Genomic DNA, 15825 nt, shown 5'->3' on the forward strand with positions numbered 1-15825 from the left:
AACAATATTTAACCCTCTTCTCCTTTCGTTTTATACTATTTTTGTGAAAAAATTTATTTCACATAATAAGCAATTGATGGAGGGAATCAAGATGAAAAAAAGTTTAGTCGTAGGATTAGGTCTCGTTTTAGCAACAACTGGTTTAACTGCCTTATCGACAGTTAATGTGGATGCTCACGGTTATGTGGAGAAACCTATCAGTCGTGCCTATCAAGGAGAATTAGACAGTAAGAAGAATTGGCATGCAGCTCTTGAAAAATACGGTGAAATAATTACTGAGCCACAATCACTAGAAGCACCTAAAGGATTCCCAAATGGTGGACCTGCAGATGGAAAAATTGCTTCCGCAAATGGTGTCAAAGGATTTGAATTAGACAAACAAACTGCTACTATTTGGACAAAACAAAACCTTTCAACTGGTCCAACGAAATTCACTTGGTCTTATACTGCCGCGCATAAAACAGCTAAATGGCATTACTATATCACGAAAAATAATTGGAATCCAAACAAACCATTATCCCGCGATGAATTTCAATTTATAGGTGAGGTAGACGGTCACGGGAAAGATGCCGACACAAATCTAACACACACGATCACTATTCCAGGTGATCATCTCGGTTATCATGTCATCTTAGCCGTTTGGGATGTGAATGATACTTCAAATGCCTTTTACAATGTGATTGATGCGAATATCCAACCTCGTAATCTCTTAACTGACTTATCAAACAATTCATAAAAATTCTGCTATCAACATATCAACACACGGATCAAATCGCTCACTTGATCCATGTCATAACAAAAAAACATACCAGTATGAACCGCTTATCTCACTGACAGACGATTCATATTGGTATGTTTTATTTTATTATTTTACGAAATCGTTCCTCTTAGAACTGATTGTGTCGCTTAATACTCAAATTGACGGTAATATCTTCTGATTTCTAAGGGGTGACAATTTAATTGCTCGATATGTGCATCGATTCGTTGTGTCACCGCATGCATCAGCAAATAAGAAAGGACACGTCCACGATAACTTTCGTCAATTCCTTCAATTGGATAGTCTTTTGTATCAATCAATGTATAATTTGCACAGATTTTTGGTAATAGGTTTGCGACTCTTTCTGCAAGTACACGTTGTTCATCTTCTCCTAAGAACAACGTCACTGGTGTCGTTTCTTCAATCACTTCTAGCGTACCATGTAAAAATTCAGCAGCATGGATCGATTTAGAAGGCAACCAACTTTGTTCTTCCCAATAACACATCGCATAAGAATAGACAGCGCCCCATTGGTTCCCTGCACCGATAAAATAGTGCATCGAATCATGACGATGTTTTTCAGCAAACACTAATCCAAAAGCATCTGCTTGTTTTTCGGCTTCGACTAAGCCAACTGCTAAGCGCTCTTCTAATTGTTGATAATAGGTTTCGTAGTCTTCAAATTCGCCATGATTATACATCAAACGATCTGCGACCATAAAGAATTTGATTTGTTCGGTTCCAGGTGCAGGATAAGTGATCGTATGGTCACAAAGTTCAGCGAGAATACTCTCTTTTGTATCAATAAACCCGATCAGTGTCGCACCCACTGTTTTGATTTCTTTGACCGCTTGCACGACTTCTTGCGTGGTACCAGTAACTGAAGACAAGACAACAATTGATTTTTCTGTTAGGCGTTTGTTGCCAGTTGTGTAATATTCTGCTGCATGTTGGACATAAACAGGTAGGTTACTTTTACCATTCATATAAGTCACAGCTTGCATCGCTGACGCGTAGGTTCCGCCGATTCCTAAATAATAAATTGCATCGAATCCCTCTCCCAATCCGTCAATGATTTGTTCCACTTGCGGACGTAAAGCTAGCGCCCCATTGATATCCTCGATTTGTTTTTGTTCATTGAATTTTAACATAGTCTCCACCTCTTAAATTTTACTTTTTAATACTTCATCAAAATCATCAAAAATTCTTTGACCTAAATCGATCCCTTTAGCAGTCGCAATTTTATAAGCCAAAACTTGGATCGGTACAACTAAAGCTAAAACAGAAAGTTCTTCTTCGCTAGTGATTCCCAGACTAAGCTGATTCTCAGTCGTTTCTCCTTCAGTCGTTACAACAATGACCTGTCCAACATATTGTTTCATGTATTGTGCTAATCGCTGGGAACGTTTTTGACTATCACTATCGGTTTCCAGGAAGAATAGGATGTGACCAGGATTGGCTTCTAAATACGGACCGTGCATGTATGCCTCTAATTCAAAGCCTTGGGAAGGTTCCCGAACAGTTTCTGTAAACTTGGTTTCAAACTCTTTCGCTGTTCCCCAATTCGGTCCATACCCGATCGCAATAAATCGTTTTGCTACACGAAAGAGTGCTTCATTTTTTTCAAAAAATTGTTCTGTTTGCGAAATGATCTGAGGAATTTTCATCACGATTTCTCTTAGTTGAACTAGTTTTTCTTCTTTTTGCGCTGCTGTTATTCTGTCTTTACTGGTTCCAATCGCTAGACCTAAGAGAATCAACTGAAGAACGGTTGCTGAATAGCCCTTGGTAACAAACCCCACTTTTTCCACGCCCATATTCAAGTCAATCACTTGATCCACTTCTTTGGTGATCGGACTTTGATCATCTCCAGTTAAAGCGATCGTCCGTCGTTTTGATGATTGGATCTTTCGAATGGCATCGACTGTCGAAGCACTTTTCCCACTTTGAGAAACAGCGATGACTGTATCAACTTCTTCTGACAATTTCCCATAATGATTAAAATGATAAGGTTCTTGGATATCCACAGTGATATCTCCATAGCTTTCTAGTGCCGGCTTTGCAGCAAGACAAGCATTATACGAAGAACCTGTCGCCAGAATCAGAACGTGTTGCATGTTTTGATAAGAAACATGGGGTGACGAATCATTCTTTTCAAGAATCGCTGATAAAACCGTTTTTTCTTCATGAATATAATCAAGCATTGTGACCATCTTGTTCTCTCCTTTTCTAAAAGATACCGATCCATGAACCAGCAATCCCAAAAATAGCTAATCCAATCAAAATCATCAATGGTTTGACTTCTTTTTTCAATAAATAAAAGACTGCTCCAAAGGCACCTAAACTTAAAATATGAGGAACGATATCATCAAAAATACTTTGAACCGTGACAGCATTTTCACCTGTTCCGATTTTCAAAGGAATATTGATATCGATCATCGTCGCAGTCATCCCGCCAACTACCATCAATCCAATGATTGAAGCACCTAACGTCAAACTTTCCATCATTCCGTTTGCTTGGATTTTCTTTAAAAATCCAGTACCTAGTCGATAGCCCCAACTTGTTGCCAAGTAACGAAATAAAACATGAGGGATATTGAAAATCAAAAGGAATAAAATTGGTCCTAAAATATTTCCTTGTAGTGCTAGCGAAGTCCCAACACCCGTCGCGATCAAACGCAACGTTCCCCAAAAGAATGAATCGCCTAACCCTGCTAAAGGCCCCATCAGTGAGGTTTTGATACTATCAATAGCTGTTACATCAAACTCTGGGTCATTTTTATTTTCTTCTTCCATTGCTGCATTGATCCCTAAGATCAGGGTCACGATATGTGGTGTCGTGTTAAAAAATTCCAAGTGTCGTTTAAGCGCTGCTGACATTTCTTCTTTAGTATGATAGAGCTTTTTCAAGATGGGAATGATGGCAAAGACATAGGCCATATTCATCTGCCTTTCATAGTTCCATGAAAATTCCATTTGAAATGAGCGCCAAAAGACCTGATTCAATTCTTTTTTGGTCACTTTGTGTTCTTCTTGATTAGAAGTCTTCATCCTCTTCTACCTCCCCTGCTGAAGTTTGAACGGATACTTGACGTACGTTCATGATATTGACGACAATGACGGCTAAGATCGCCCCAAAGATGGCAATACCTGTTACTGGAATCTCTAAGTAAGCTGCTACAGCAAAGCCTAAAAAGAAATAAGGTGCTACTTTTTTATTGATCAATAAACGTGCCAGCATGGCAAATCCAAGCGCTGGAATCAACCCAGTTGCAACGGTCAAGCCGTTTTGCACAAAATCTGGTATTTTCGCTAAGAGATTCCCGATCGTTTGACTTCCGACTAAATAAGAAATCATGACTACCAGACCAAGCATCAATGACAAGCCGAAACCAGCTAATAAGTGCATGTGTTCGACCCCTTTATAATTTCCATCCTCCGCATAACGATCTGCTCTGTGGTTCATGATCGGAATCAATAGTCCTAAATAAACATTTTTTAAAATAAGGGTAAGTGTCGCAATTGGTAACCCTAATAGTAATGCTGTTTCTGTTCCTGCTCCTGCAGTAATGGCAAATGCAGTTCCTAAGATTCCACCGGTCACAACGTCTGGTGGAATCGATGCTCCAACTGAAAATGAACCAATAAAAGCTAATTCCAAAGTTGCTCCCATAATAATACCTGTTTTTACATCTCCCAAAACAATCCCTGTAAATAATCCCGTTACGATCGGACGAGAAAGCAGGGAAGTTCCTAACGCATACTCTGATTGCGCAATAAAGGCAACCAGACCTAAAAGAATTGCTTGTAGGATCATCTTTTATTCTTCCTTTCTCATAAGACTTCCTTTGCTGCTATTTTTTTATCTGCTGGTACTTGACGAATTTCTACTTCTATCCCATCAGCGATCATTTGTTCCAACAATTTTTCTTCTTCAGGTAATACGTTGACCGCTTTACCTAGACTCCGCGTTCCTTCCTTTGCTTTAATCCCACCTAAATTGATTTGCTTGATCTGTGGACAAGCTTTTGCTAATTGATACGCATCTTTCACAGACTCTACTACGATAAATAGTTTATATTTATCCGTTACGCCACTTTGTAATGCAGCGATCGAATCTTCAATCGATTTGATCACTAGTTTCACTCCTTGTGGCTTTGCCAGCTTAATGGTTGTTTTGCGTATTTCATTGTTTGGCACATCATCATTTGCGATCAAAATACAATCTGCGCCAATTGATTGTGTCCAAGAAAAAGCGACTTGACCATGTAATAAACGATGATCGACTCTTGTTAAAATAATCATTTCCAATCCCTCCTAAAATTCTTCTTCTTCCATTTTTTTTTCGATACTTTCATTACAAAATTGGATCATTTCTTTTGAATCATTCAATACCTGATGGATCAATTCAACGATTGAATCAGCTGTCTCAATTTTTGTGGCAATCTCGATCAACAATGGCAGATTCAAACCAGCAATCAAGTAGATATTCGGTCGGTTAATGTACTGCAAAAATTCATTGTTTACACTGCCACCAAATAAGTCAGTGATGATGATCAACTCTTGCCCTTGATGATCGTTGATCAATTGCTGCACTGATTTTGCTAAATCAAACGTTTCAGTTCCATAGCAATCTAACGCTAGGATTGAATGCGTTTTACCAAAAATAAGTTCCAAAGAATCTAAAATCCCTGAAGCAAAACGTCCATGGGAGGCTAGAATAATTGTTCTTTCCATGTTTCCACCTCTTTCTTACTCTCACTACAAATAAAGCAAGATACGTGCCAACATAGTGGCAGTATCTTGCTTACGATTAAAATTCTTCTTCTGAGCCTATTTTATCCTCTACATTTTCGAGAATATCATAAATATAAGCGACTTCTGATGGTGGGATCGTGACACTATAATGTTCTTCGATGACACTAAATGCTTCTTTGATTCGATCCAAGGTTTCTTTTTGACACTGTAACAACTGTTCTTGACCATGGTAACTTTCAATCGGGATCTGCCTGATCAATCGTTCAATCAAACAACTGACATGGACAAAAAGGGCGATCTTTTGTGGCGTCGTGATGTTCTTATCAAAACGCATCTCCAATTCGCGCATAAACAGCTCGATTTCTGTCATCACTTTTTCTGTATCAAGGATCGTCACCGACTCCAGTACTTTTTCTAATGAAAAATTTCGGACAAATTGCTGATCAAAGTTAGCTTGTTCTTTCAATGAAAAAATAGGAGCCAGCCATTGAACAAGTTCATCCATCTTCTCTCCTGAAATCAATGACTCTAGCGACAGATATGGCATCGTGTCGATTTGAGGATTCGTTGTCCCAATGATGCCAATCACATCATACATCGAAAAAACCGATTCCGTTAATTTTCTTTGTGTTAATACTTGGTATTCATAAGGGATGATTTTAAGTGCGCTGTTTGCTGGTAAACTTTTTTCAAGTAGTTCACTCATATGGACAGCCGTTCCGATCCCCGTCATGCAAGTGATCAGTAATGCTTTTTGTTTATTTTTTTGAGGGTAAATGATCGTCCACTCTGCTTCCAAGGAGGCCACCGCTTCCTTGACGATTTCTTCCAGATCAGTCATTTTTTGCATTTTTTCTCCAATGCTGATAACTAATGGTGTTGTCACATTATTCAAAATAACGATTGGGGCAAAGACCTGATCTTTGAATAGTTGATGGATTTCTTTTAACGAGCCCATATCAACTAAAATGATCAGTCCATTAGAGATATCATGACGATTACTGTAATCGATCATTTCATCCGCAATTTGTTGGGGTGTCACATCTAAGGGCATATCAAAGGATTCAAACAGATCATTTCCCAACAGTCGATTAGCGACGTTTGCCATACTACTAGCGGTAGCATAACCATGAGCAGCAATGATTGCTTTAGGCACACTTTGTTCTTTTGTCCATTTCGTCCGTCTCAAATAGATCGTTAATAAAATATGATCTAATAAAGTAACTTCTAAATCTAACTTAGCTTGTGTCAATTCCAAGATCCGATGGGCGTAGTGATAGTTTGCTGGATACATTAGTTCTAACTGGCGGTCTAGTTCCTTGATCAATTGTTCGATTTCCCCATCTTCTGGTAACCACTTTACTGTGCTTCTTTGATAGAGATAATAACTTAGCGCATAGACGCTGTTACCATCAAACTTGATCTGATAGGCACTTTCCATTTGTTTTAGCGTTTCTCGAATGGAGTGCAACCAGTAGACTAGTAGTTCATGTTTTTCTTGGCGACTCGTTTCAAAGAGTAAAAAATCAAATAAATAAACGACTTCTTCTTTTAATTTTTCTTCACAGTTACTTACTGTTGCGCCATTTTTCTTAAAGGTCAATAATAGTTGTTCAAAGCAGCGGATCATTCGCTCCTGTTCTGGTTGTCTTTTTTCAACCAAATGAGCTAATTCTTTTTTCTCAGTGATCCACACAGCTGATTGGGCTGGGCTGTCTTGATGGGGAACCTTCAAAAGATATCTTTGTAAATGTTGGAGTTTGATCGATAGGCTCTCTTCCTCTTTTTGTTCAGCGAATGCTTTGGCTACAGCTACTTTTACGCTATTTTTCAATTCGCCGATGTTTCCCGAAAAACTTTGGTTCGTCAATAATGACAGCACTTGACCACTCACTTTCATTGGTCGCTCGATTTTTCTTTGTTCATTTAAGAAAAAAGAATAAATCAGCTCCAATCGTTCTTCTTTTCCACGAGCACGTAAAGAAGGCAGATCAATCTTAAAAGGAATCCGACGCATAAAAGTGGGCAGAAAATGTTTGGTGACTTCTTCAGTCGTAGCAAAGAAGAGCCGAACATCGACTTTTTTCCCCTGATTCGTTTCTCCCATTCGATAAATAATCCCTTGATCCAGATACGTAAACAATTTTTCTTGTCCTTCAGGGCTAAGTCGATGAACTTCATCTAAAAATAATAATCCCCCATCGGCTGCCTCAAAAGCGCCAACCTTATCTTGTGTCGCACCGGTGTATGCTCCACTGACATGTCCAAATAAATTACTCGTCAACAATTCTGGATTGTCGGCATATTGGGCACAATTCAACGTCACGAAAGGCGCATTTTCTGGTAAGAGATCATGTTCTAAACAGTATTGATAAACGATATTGACTAAGAAGCTTTTCCCTGTACCACTTTCTCCAGTTAATAACACAGGTAGCCCACCATCTGGATAAAAAAGAGCTGTTTTGATTTGTTCAATGCTTTCTTTCAGGCTTGCTTCGTGACCGATCACTAAAGAAAAAAGATCTTTACTTCTTGAAAAAATAGGCTGTTCAGCCCTTATTTCTTCAGTTGAGGCATAATACGTTTTACTTAAAGCAAAAAATTGCTGTTCAAAAGCCATTTTATGAAAGTAATAGACCGGACGAGAATTGATCTTAACCAAAATGCCAGCTTCATTTAATTGATTAAGATAATGACTGACCGTATTACGTTTCACTTTAAAGTATGCTGCTAAATATTTCGCTGTAAAAACATCACTTAATTGTGCTAAATCGATAAATGCCGTTTGATTTTCTAAATAATCTTGGATTTCTTCTTTTAACATTCTCTCACCTCTTCTCCATCATAGGAAACGCATTCATTTTGTCAATAGCTATTTTTATCTAAAAAGAAGGAGAAACAAACGAGATTCGTCAATGACTTTTTTTGCTAATTCACTTCAAAGTTTCATTTATGAAAAGGCTTATTCACTTTTCATTCTAAATTTCATAAGATACAATGTGAGAGTACCTACTTATACATAGGAAAGTACTCGTTTAAGACAAAGGGTCATCAATGTAAAATAGACAGAAATTTCTTGCAACTGACTCCCCTTTCTCTTAAATCCGTGCCTACCGTTTAAGTAGCTAAGAAAGAAATTCGAGAAAATTTATTTGGCTTTTTCTTAGCTAATGGTAAATATATTTTAGGAGGAATCATATGATTCAGTTATTGCGTTATGCAAAAGATTACCGTAAACAAATCATTCTGGGTCCCGTTTTTAAATTCTTAGAAGCTGTCTTTGAATTGATTTTGCCATTATTGATGGCCTCATTGATTGATAACGGTCTAAAGATGAATGATCGTGGTGTGATCATCCAAATGGGGATCTGGATGGTCGTGATGTCAGTTGTTGGATTGATTTGTGCGATCATTTGTCAATATTATGCTTCAATAGCTTCACAAGGATTTGGTACTGAGCTTAGAAATCAACTAATCAAGAAAATCAATTCCTTTTCACATAGTGAATTAAATCATTTTGGTACAGATACATTGATCACTCGAATGACGAACGACATCAACCAACTCCAATTAGCATTAGCTATGGTAATCCGTTTATTGATCCGTGCGCCATTTCTAAGTATCGGTTCAGTCGTCATGGCCTTTGTGATTGACTGGGAAATCGGCTTGTTTTTCTTAGCTATCCTACCGATTTTTTCAATCATTTTATACTTTATCATCAAAAAAACAATTCCACTGTACCAAAAAGTCCAAGAAAAACTGGATCGTTTAAATGAAACGGTTAGTCAAAATCTAAGCGGTGTTCGTGTAATTCGAGCATTCTCCCGCACAAAAACAGAAATTGATACTTTTGATGAGGACACCGATGAATTAGCTAAAAACTACTTACGTGTTTCAAATATCTCAGCTCTCTTATCACCGGCTACCACATTGATCATGAATATCGGTATTATTTGTTTGTTGACTGTTGGTGGGATCAAAGTCAATATCGGACATTTGCAACAAGGTCAAGTCCTTGCGTTGATCAATTACATGAATCAAATGTTACTGGCATTGATCGTCGTTTCTAACCTGGTCGTTATCTTTACCCGAGCGGAAGCTTCAGGTAATCGGGTCAAAGAAGTCCTAGAAACTGACACCACACTGACAGATGCAGAAGATGCCTTGACACCGAATTTCCAATCCGAAAACATCGTTCAATTTGAACATGTCGACTTTCGTTATACTGAAAAGTCAGGATTATCTTTACAAGACATTACTTTTGCTTTGAAACGAAACACGGTTTTGGGGATCATTGGACCAACCGGTAGCGGAAAAACAACCTTAACTCAATTGATTCCACGTTTCTATGACGTCAACGCAGGTTCCGTCGCTTTTGATGACGTGGATGTTCGCTCATGGAAACTTGATCCTTTAAGAAGCCAAATCTCACAAGTTCCTCAAACCGCTGTTTTATTCACTGGAACTATCCGTGAAAACCTTCAATGGGGAAAAGAAGATGCCACAGATGAAGAATGTTGGGAAGCTCTTAGAATTGCTCAAGCAGAAGATTTTGTTCGACAACTTCCTAAAGGATTAGAAACAAAAGTAATGGAAAACGGAAAAAACTTTTCTGGCGGTCAAAAACAACGGCTAACGATTGCACGTGCGTTAATTGCCAAACCTGAATTATTGATTTTAGATGATTCTTTAAGCGCGTTAGATTATCAAACCGATCTTAACTTAAGAAAAGCATTACAAACCTCACTAGATACGACAGTCATTATTATTTCTCAACGAATCCGCTCGATTCAAGAAGCACATAAGATCCTCGTGATGGATCAAGGAAAGATCGTTGCGCAAGGGAAACATGAAGATTTATTGAAGGATTCCGTTGAGTATCGCGAAATCGTCGCATCACAGGAGGAAGAATAAGATGAAAACAAAAAAATTATCCTGGAAAACCCTCAAACGATTCGTTCCTTACCTTACAGCCTATTCAAAAGATATCTGGTTTGCGATCCTTTTAGGGATCATCAACGGGATCGCTACTGTGGTAATGACTTTACAGATTGGTCAAAGTATTGACCAAATGATCGGCGCAGGTCAAGTTCGATTTGCTCAATTGTTCCACCTCTTATTATTATTTGGCGGGATCGTATTGATCAACGTGATCAGTCAATGGCTGATCCAAGTCTTAAGTAATCGCTTGGCTTATCTTTCCGTAGCAAAATTAAGAAAAGATGCCTTTGCACGTTTGAATAAATTACCGCTTCGTTACTATGATCAAAATTCACACGGGAATATCGTTAGTCGTTTTACCAACGATATGGATAATATTTCCATTGCGATCTCTGCGGCGTTTAACCAAATGTTTGCCGGCGTGGCTATCATCGTCTTGTCTTTTATATTTATGTTACGCCTTAGTCCTTTATTGACACTCGTCGTGATTTGCTCCACACCGATCATTTTTCTTGTGAGTTGGATCGTTGCCCGTGCATCACAAAACGACTTTGACAATCAACAAAAGATTATCGGGAATATCTCTGGCTTTGTTACCGAACGGATCGGGAATCAGAAAATCGTTAAAGCCTTTCAACAAGAAGAAATGAATCAACGACAATTCCAAGCATTGAACACTAATCTCTATCAAAAAGGACAACGTGCCCAATTTTCTTCTTCTTTGACGAATCCGTCTTCTCGTTTTGTGGATCACTTAGCTTATCTTTCGATTGGATTAGTTGGTGGTTTACTAGCATTAAGAAGTGGCTCAGCCATTACAGTCGGTGTGATCTCTAGTTTCACGATCTATTCTAGTCAGTTTTCTAAACCGTTTATTGAACTTTCTGGAATCACGACACAGATCCAAACCGCTTTTTCTGGATTAGAACGTGCCTTTGAACTCATCGATCAACCCGAAGAAACGCCAGATGAACCTAATGCTTATGCGTTGAATCCAGCAACAATCAAAGGTGAAGTAGCGTTCAATCATGTATCCTTTTCTTATGAACCAAGTCAACGATTGATCGAAAATTTCAGTTTTGTTGCTAAACCAGGGCAAACGATTGCGATTGTAGGTAAGACTGGTGCTGGTAAATCCACGTTAGTTAACCTGTTGATGCGTTTTTATGATGCGACAGGTGGAACTATTACGATCGACGGGTATGATATTCGAGATATCCAAAGAGATAGCTTGCGAAAAAGCTTTGGAATGGTTTTACAAGATACTTGGCTCTTTGACAGTACGTTAAAAGAAAATCTACAGTATGGCAATCCAGATGCTAGTGATGAAGAAATCAATCAAGCACTCAAAGCTTCGTATATGTATGAATTTGTGGAACGCTTGCCTGAAAAGTTATCAACAAAAATCGGCGGACAAGGTCTGAAAATCTCTGACGGACAAAGACAATTGTTAACGATCGCCCGTACAATGATCAGCAACCCTCCTATGTTGATCCTAGATGAAGCAACTAGTTCAGTCGATACTTTGACGGAAAAGAAAATTCAAGATGCCTTTTTAACAATGATGGAAGGCAAAACGAGCTTTGTGATTGCCCATCGTTTATCGACAATCAAAAATGCTGATCAAATCTTAGTCATGGAGCAAGGCGCCATCGTTGAGATGGGTACCCACGATGAATTACTACAAAAAGACGGGTACTACCATCAACTATATCAAGCGCAGTTTACTAAAAATAGTTAACTCAATCAAAAAGTAGTTGTAATAAATCAGTGTAACTGTCCCTCAAGAGCTAGTTTTTCACTAACTTTTGTGGGACAGTTATTATTTTATTAGAGAAAAGCATTAAAAGAACCTATTCATTCACTCCTAAAACATGAACAACGTCTTTGCGACATGACTCACTTTATATGTAAATGGTTATCAAAACTATACTTCTTCATAAAAAAACAAAAGCAAAACATTTCATCCCTAGCTCATCTTTAAATAGCTTAGCTGCCCAAAACTTCCTTACTACCAACGGTTTTTATTCTATAATTGAAGGTAAAAGAGAAAGACCATAAAGTCTCTCATATTTTTTTAAAGCTAAAAGAAACTCCTCTTCAAGTTGAGTTGCCCCAATTAACCTAATCCCCATAAAAAAATCTGTTAATTGCTTAGGATTAGCTGTACGCTAGACCAAGCTATTCAGTAGCAAATCGTCAAACCTTTCGTGTACCTCTGTTTTTTGTGGTGTCACTAGTCTACCTCGAACCATCCTTAATTTTTCTAGATATTCTTTTGAATAGCCGCTTTCTTTTCTTTCTAGCATTAAAAGAAAGAGAACATGATACAACGTGCAAAGTGAAGAGAGAAAATTTTCGTTATCACCCATCCTTTCTACTTTCGAAGCTTGCATTTGAATAAATTCTGTTGTAAAAAGAAAAGCCAGTGAAGTAAATGTGACTATTTCAAAACGACCATATTCTGCTACTTTTTCTAGATGGTTCATGATCGCTTTGATATAAACCTTATCATGTAGGGTAAACTTTCTTTCATCATTCGGTAGTAAATGCCATTGATAGCCTTTAGCTATTAGATAATTCCGCTTATCAACAATGCTTTTTGTTTTTTTGATATCTAATTCTAAATTTCTTAATCGGTCGTCAATTGGTAACTTGACATCTTCCAATTGACTAAGTAGCTGATTTAACTTTTGTCTTGGATGATTTCCGTTTATTTTATTTAAATAAAATAAACATTCGTCTAACTCAATGTTCATCTTTTTTAAAAAAGCTAATAAAGGAATCAATGGAATCTGATTTTTACCACTTTCGTATTTTACTAAAGATTCTCTAGAAGTTATTTTATGTGCTAACTCTTTTTGAGATAACCCCCTTTCCTTTCGAAATTTACGTAGTAATTCATGAATTTCCATTCGTCGTTCACTTCCTTTTTTAAATTCAATGTGACTATTGATACCATATAAAATAATTTACTCGTTTTCATTCTATACTATGGATACAAGCAATAAAAGCGCTTTAAATAATAGTAAAGGAGAAAATATCAGGAGATTTGTGAATATAGTTATTTGGTGATTATGTTTTATTCACTAAATTGTTATAAAGTGCTTATTTTTACTGCAAAGTACAAAAAAGAAATGTTATGTAAGAATTCACACGACTAAGAGTAACTATTTTTTACTTAAACTGGATCATCGAAAGGAATTAAAAAAATATGTAAAAAAACAAATTCATTATAAGTCTTATTGCTGTTATAACTCTAGCTTCCTTTATCATTCCTAACTTTTCTATGATTGTCAATGCAGAGATGATTCAAGAGACTGACTATGTGCCAATGACACAAACGATTAGTACCTATTTTGAAAGCAATCCAGTGACGGTTCCTGGTATAAATTCGAAAGAAGCTACATCAATCGTTAAAAATATGGTCATTTTGTCTGAAACAGCAAAAGAAATTAGCTCGAAAGAAAAAAACAAACTAATGGACGTATTTTCATCTAAACTTGACTCTACTATTCAATTACATGTTTCAGAAAAATATTTAACATTGGACAATGCTACAGCGTTACAAATTATAAGTGAAAATGGAGAAAATAAAGATTATTATTCATTGACTGTACCAATCACAAATGAACACTATAATCTATTCAGCAGTGTTACGGTAATCTTTGATATGATGTACAACATTAAGGGAGTCCAAGAATCTTTGATCACTCAATCAGAAAAAGATACTTTCGAGATTAGAACATTTTCCAATGGCGAAGAAATGACTCACCAAATTCTTGAAGATAAATTTATACCAAATAATGAATTGAAAAAACAGTTACAAGAAGTTCAAAGTGAGTTTCTTCATTTGAAGCAAGCCCGTGGAATGGCTGAAAAAGCAGCCTGTCTAGCAATTGTTTTAGGAATAAGCCGTGCAGTTGCTAACATCATTGCCCCTACATGTGCTGCTGCTTGTCTTGCAGTTCCATTAGTATGTGCTGCTTGTATAACAGGTTTTGTCGCTCTTGCTGGTGGTGCCATCGGTGGAGTAGTCGCATGTTTTAAATTATAAACTGGTTGTGTTTATGATAAATATTAATCCAAAAAAATTGATGTGTTTCATTTTAATTATTTTTAGTTTACCTACTATTTTATATGTCTATACTCAAATGGCAACATCTAAAGAAGGTTTATATGAAGTGGATAGTATTTCTTTAGAAAAAATAATGAATGGAAAGGATACTTTATTTGTTTATGTAGGGAGACCTACATGCCCCCAATGTAAAGAATTTGAGCCTATTTTGCGAAAAGTACTAAACAACCAGCACCAATCTATGGGATATTATAATACAGATAACGCTCGTAAAGAGAATGAGGATAAGTTGGAAATAATGGCTGACAGCTTAGGAATTAATTCTATCCCGGCCATAATAAAAATTGTGGATGGGAAAGTTATTGATCGAATAATTGGCCTTAAAAATGAAAAAGCAATCGAGGAGTTTATCCTAAATGGCTAAAAAAAATTGGTACAAAGAATTGTTAAAGATATCACTGTGTATAAATATTATTATGACACTTTTCCCTAATTTTAGATCTGGAAGTGCTATTTTCTACTTCAATCTTCAAATTGGGCTTGCCTATTACTATCTTTCATTAACAAAGCCCTCTAAAAGTGTCACAATCCTTTTGACCATCATCAGTAGTATTCTAGGTGGTATGGCCATATATCATCTCTTTCAATCGTTGTTCACTATTTTATAGAAATAAACGTCTCCTTTCTTACAATAAATAAGCAAAAGAAGCAACCTTCTGGGATGGGAAGGTTGCTTCTTTGGTTTCTGAGTTGACTATTTTGCGTGAAGAGTCATACTTCTTAAAATCTTTTTGTATGGAATACTACGTCCGACGTAATACATCGCAATGGTTTGAATAGGAATCCAAACGACTGTTTTTAATAACCTTGGTGCCCAGACGATCCAACTAAATAATGGAACATGATACATCATCGCTAGCCACAAAGGAGTCAATAGCAAATTAATGATCAGCGTGACCGAAAGTGTAGCTAATAGCGAATTTTTCCAAGTAATCTCTTTTCGGTAAAAAAAGAAACCATAAATTGCTCCTTCGATAAAGGCATTCAAAGTAAAGCCAATAAAGAAAGCTGTTTTTGAAAATAACGCCATTCCTACTAAGTCAGCTAATACACCCCCAATTCCAGACCAAAACGGGCCAAATAAAATCCCCATGATCATTTGTGGAATAAATGTGACACTGATCTTCACAAAAGGGGTTTCGATCGATACCAAACGGGATAAAGTGACCATCAAAGCAATCAACAAACCCATGATAGCGATCATGCGTGCGTCTAACCGATTTTTCTTCAT

At 37.2% G+C, this 15825-nt stretch carries 14 protein-coding genes; 5 read left to right on the plus strand and 9 right to left on the minus strand.

What is annotated here, in order from left to right; translation table 11 throughout:
* Positions 1–91 precede the first annotated feature (91 nt).
* Positions 92–736, plus strand: a complete 645-nt coding sequence (locus tag IGJ27_RS10325; RefSeq protein WP_010720753.1) for a lytic polysaccharide monooxygenase — start codon at positions 92–94, stop codon at positions 734–736.
* A 170-nt stretch (positions 737–906) separates the two neighbouring features.
* Here the strand turns inward: IGJ27_RS10325 and IGJ27_RS10330 are convergent, their stop codons facing one another.
* The 7 genes from IGJ27_RS10330 to IGJ27_RS10360 form a co-directional block, all read right to left on the minus strand.
* The gene (locus IGJ27_RS10330) at positions 907–1908 is read right to left on the minus strand and encodes an SIS domain-containing protein (protein WP_178305735.1); all 1002 of its coding nucleotides are present in this window, start codon (positions 1906–1908) and stop codon (positions 907–909) included.
* A gap of 12 nt (positions 1909–1920) precedes the next feature.
* The gene (locus IGJ27_RS10335; RefSeq protein WP_178305734.1) at positions 1921–2970 is read right to left on the minus strand and encodes an SIS domain-containing protein; all 1050 of its coding nucleotides are present in this window, start codon (positions 2968–2970) and stop codon (positions 1921–1923) included.
* Positions 2971–2986: 16 nt separating this feature from the next.
* Positions 2987–3808, minus strand: coding sequence for a PTS system mannose/fructose/sorbose family transporter subunit IID (locus tag IGJ27_RS10340; protein WP_010737178.1), 822 nt, complete (start codon positions 3806–3808; stop codon positions 2987–2989).
* Entirely contained in the window at positions 3795–4574 is a 780-nt protein-coding gene (locus tag IGJ27_RS10345) for a PTS mannose/fructose/sorbose/N-acetylgalactosamine transporter subunit IIC (RefSeq protein ID WP_010720757.1), read from the minus strand. The genes IGJ27_RS10340 and IGJ27_RS10345 overlap by 14 nt, the downstream gene beginning before the upstream one ends.
* Positions 4575–4591: 17 nt before the next feature.
* Entirely contained in the window at positions 4592–5062 is a 471-nt protein-coding gene (locus IGJ27_RS10350; protein WP_010720758.1) for a PTS sugar transporter subunit IIB, read from the minus strand.
* A gap of 12 nt (positions 5063–5074) precedes the next feature.
* Positions 5075–5494: a PTS sugar transporter subunit IIA gene (locus IGJ27_RS10355; RefSeq protein WP_010720759.1), complete on the minus strand. Its 420-nt coding sequence runs from the start codon at positions 5492–5494 to the stop codon at positions 5075–5077.
* Positions 5495–5570: 76 nt separating this feature from the next.
* Positions 5571–8339, minus strand: coding sequence for a sigma 54-interacting transcriptional regulator (locus tag IGJ27_RS10360; RefSeq protein ID WP_088745473.1), 2769 nt, complete (start codon positions 8337–8339; stop codon positions 5571–5573).
* 374 nt (positions 8340–8713) lie between these two features.
* Between IGJ27_RS10360 and IGJ27_RS10365 the strand changes: the two genes are divergently transcribed.
* Both IGJ27_RS10365 and IGJ27_RS10370 read left to right on the plus strand, forming a co-directional pair.
* Complete coding sequence (locus IGJ27_RS10365) at positions 8714–10429, plus strand: ABC transporter ATP-binding protein (RefSeq protein WP_010720761.1); 1716 nt, start codon at positions 8714–8716, stop codon at positions 10427–10429.
* A 1-nt stretch (position 10430) separates the two neighbouring features.
* Positions 10431–12197, plus strand: a complete 1767-nt coding sequence (locus IGJ27_RS10370) for an ABC transporter ATP-binding protein (protein WP_178305733.1) — start codon at positions 10431–10433, stop codon at positions 12195–12197.
* 430 nt (positions 12198–12627) lie between these two features.
* Here IGJ27_RS10370 and IGJ27_RS10375 read toward each other — a convergent pair whose 3' ends face one another.
* The gene (locus IGJ27_RS10375; RefSeq protein ID WP_256733908.1) at positions 12628–13371 is read right to left on the minus strand and encodes a helix-turn-helix domain-containing protein; all 744 of its coding nucleotides are present in this window, start codon (positions 13369–13371) and stop codon (positions 12628–12630) included.
* A 419-nt stretch (positions 13372–13790) separates the two neighbouring features.
* On the opposite strand from IGJ27_RS10375, the gene IGJ27_RS10380 reads away from it, so the two are divergent.
* Together IGJ27_RS10380 and IGJ27_RS10385 are read left to right on the plus strand one after the other, a co-directional pair.
* Positions 13791–14513 (plus strand): hypothetical protein, encoded by a 723-nt coding sequence (locus IGJ27_RS10380; protein WP_237558446.1) that lies wholly within the window; start codon positions 13791–13793, stop codon positions 14511–14513.
* 13 nt (positions 14514–14526) lie between these two features.
* The gene (locus IGJ27_RS10385; RefSeq protein WP_094940096.1) at positions 14527–14958 is read left to right on the plus strand and encodes a thioredoxin family protein; all 432 of its coding nucleotides are present in this window, start codon (positions 14527–14529) and stop codon (positions 14956–14958) included.
* A gap of 330 nt (positions 14959–15288) precedes the next feature.
* Here IGJ27_RS10385 and IGJ27_RS10390 read toward each other — a convergent pair whose 3' ends face one another.
* Complete coding sequence (locus tag IGJ27_RS10390) at positions 15289–15825, minus strand: folate family ECF transporter S component (RefSeq protein WP_010720763.1); 537 nt, start codon at positions 15823–15825, stop codon at positions 15289–15291.

The organism is Enterococcus sp. DIV1726a, from assembly GCF_051710985.1.
Lineage (GTDB): Bacteria > Bacillota > Bacilli > Lactobacillales > Enterococcaceae > Enterococcus_B > Enterococcus_B hirae.

Bases quoted from the DNA above. Each gene is read 5' to 3' on its own strand.
- IGJ27_RS10325 (WP_010720753.1), top strand. From the start codon at position 92: ATGAAAAAAAGTTTAGTCGTAGGATTAGGTCTCGTTTTAGCAACAACT.
- IGJ27_RS10330 (WP_178305735.1), bottom strand. From the start codon at position 1,908: ATGTTAAAATTCAATGAACAAAAACAAATCGAGGATATCAATGGGGCG.
- IGJ27_RS10335 (WP_178305734.1), bottom strand. From the start codon at position 2,970: ATGGTCACAATGCTTGATTATATTCATGAAGAAAAAACGGTTTTATCA.
- IGJ27_RS10340 (WP_010737178.1), bottom strand. From the start codon at position 3,808: ATGAAGACTTCTAATCAAGAAGAACACAAAGTGACCAAAAAAGAATTG.
- IGJ27_RS10345 (WP_010720757.1), bottom strand. From the start codon at position 4,574: ATGATCCTACAAGCAATTCTTTTAGGTCTGGTTGCCTTTATTGCGCAA.
- IGJ27_RS10350 (WP_010720758.1), bottom strand. From the start codon at position 5,062: ATGATTATTTTAACAAGAGTCGATCATCGTTTATTACATGGTCAAGTC.
- IGJ27_RS10355 (WP_010720759.1), bottom strand. From the start codon at position 5,494: ATGGAAAGAACAATTATTCTAGCCTCCCATGGACGTTTTGCTTCAGGG.
- IGJ27_RS10360 (WP_088745473.1), bottom strand. From the start codon at position 8,339: ATGTTAAAAGAAGAAATCCAAGATTATTTAGAAAATCAAACGGCATTT.
- IGJ27_RS10365 (WP_010720761.1), top strand. From the start codon at position 8,714: ATGATTCAGTTATTGCGTTATGCAAAAGATTACCGTAAACAAATCATT.
- IGJ27_RS10370 (WP_178305733.1), top strand. From the start codon at position 10,431: ATGAAAACAAAAAAATTATCCTGGAAAACCCTCAAACGATTCGTTCCT.
- IGJ27_RS10375 (WP_256733908.1), bottom strand. From the start codon at position 13,371: ATGGAAATTCATGAATTACTACGTAAATTTCGAAAGGAAAGGGGGTTA.
- IGJ27_RS10380 (WP_237558446.1), top strand. From the start codon at position 13,791: ATGACACAAACGATTAGTACCTATTTTGAAAGCAATCCAGTGACGGTT.
- IGJ27_RS10385 (WP_094940096.1), top strand. From the start codon at position 14,527: ATGATAAATATTAATCCAAAAAAATTGATGTGTTTCATTTTAATTATT.
- IGJ27_RS10390 (WP_010720763.1), bottom strand. From the start codon at position 15,825: ATGAAGAAAAATCGGTTAGACGCACGCATGATCGCTATCATGGGTTTG.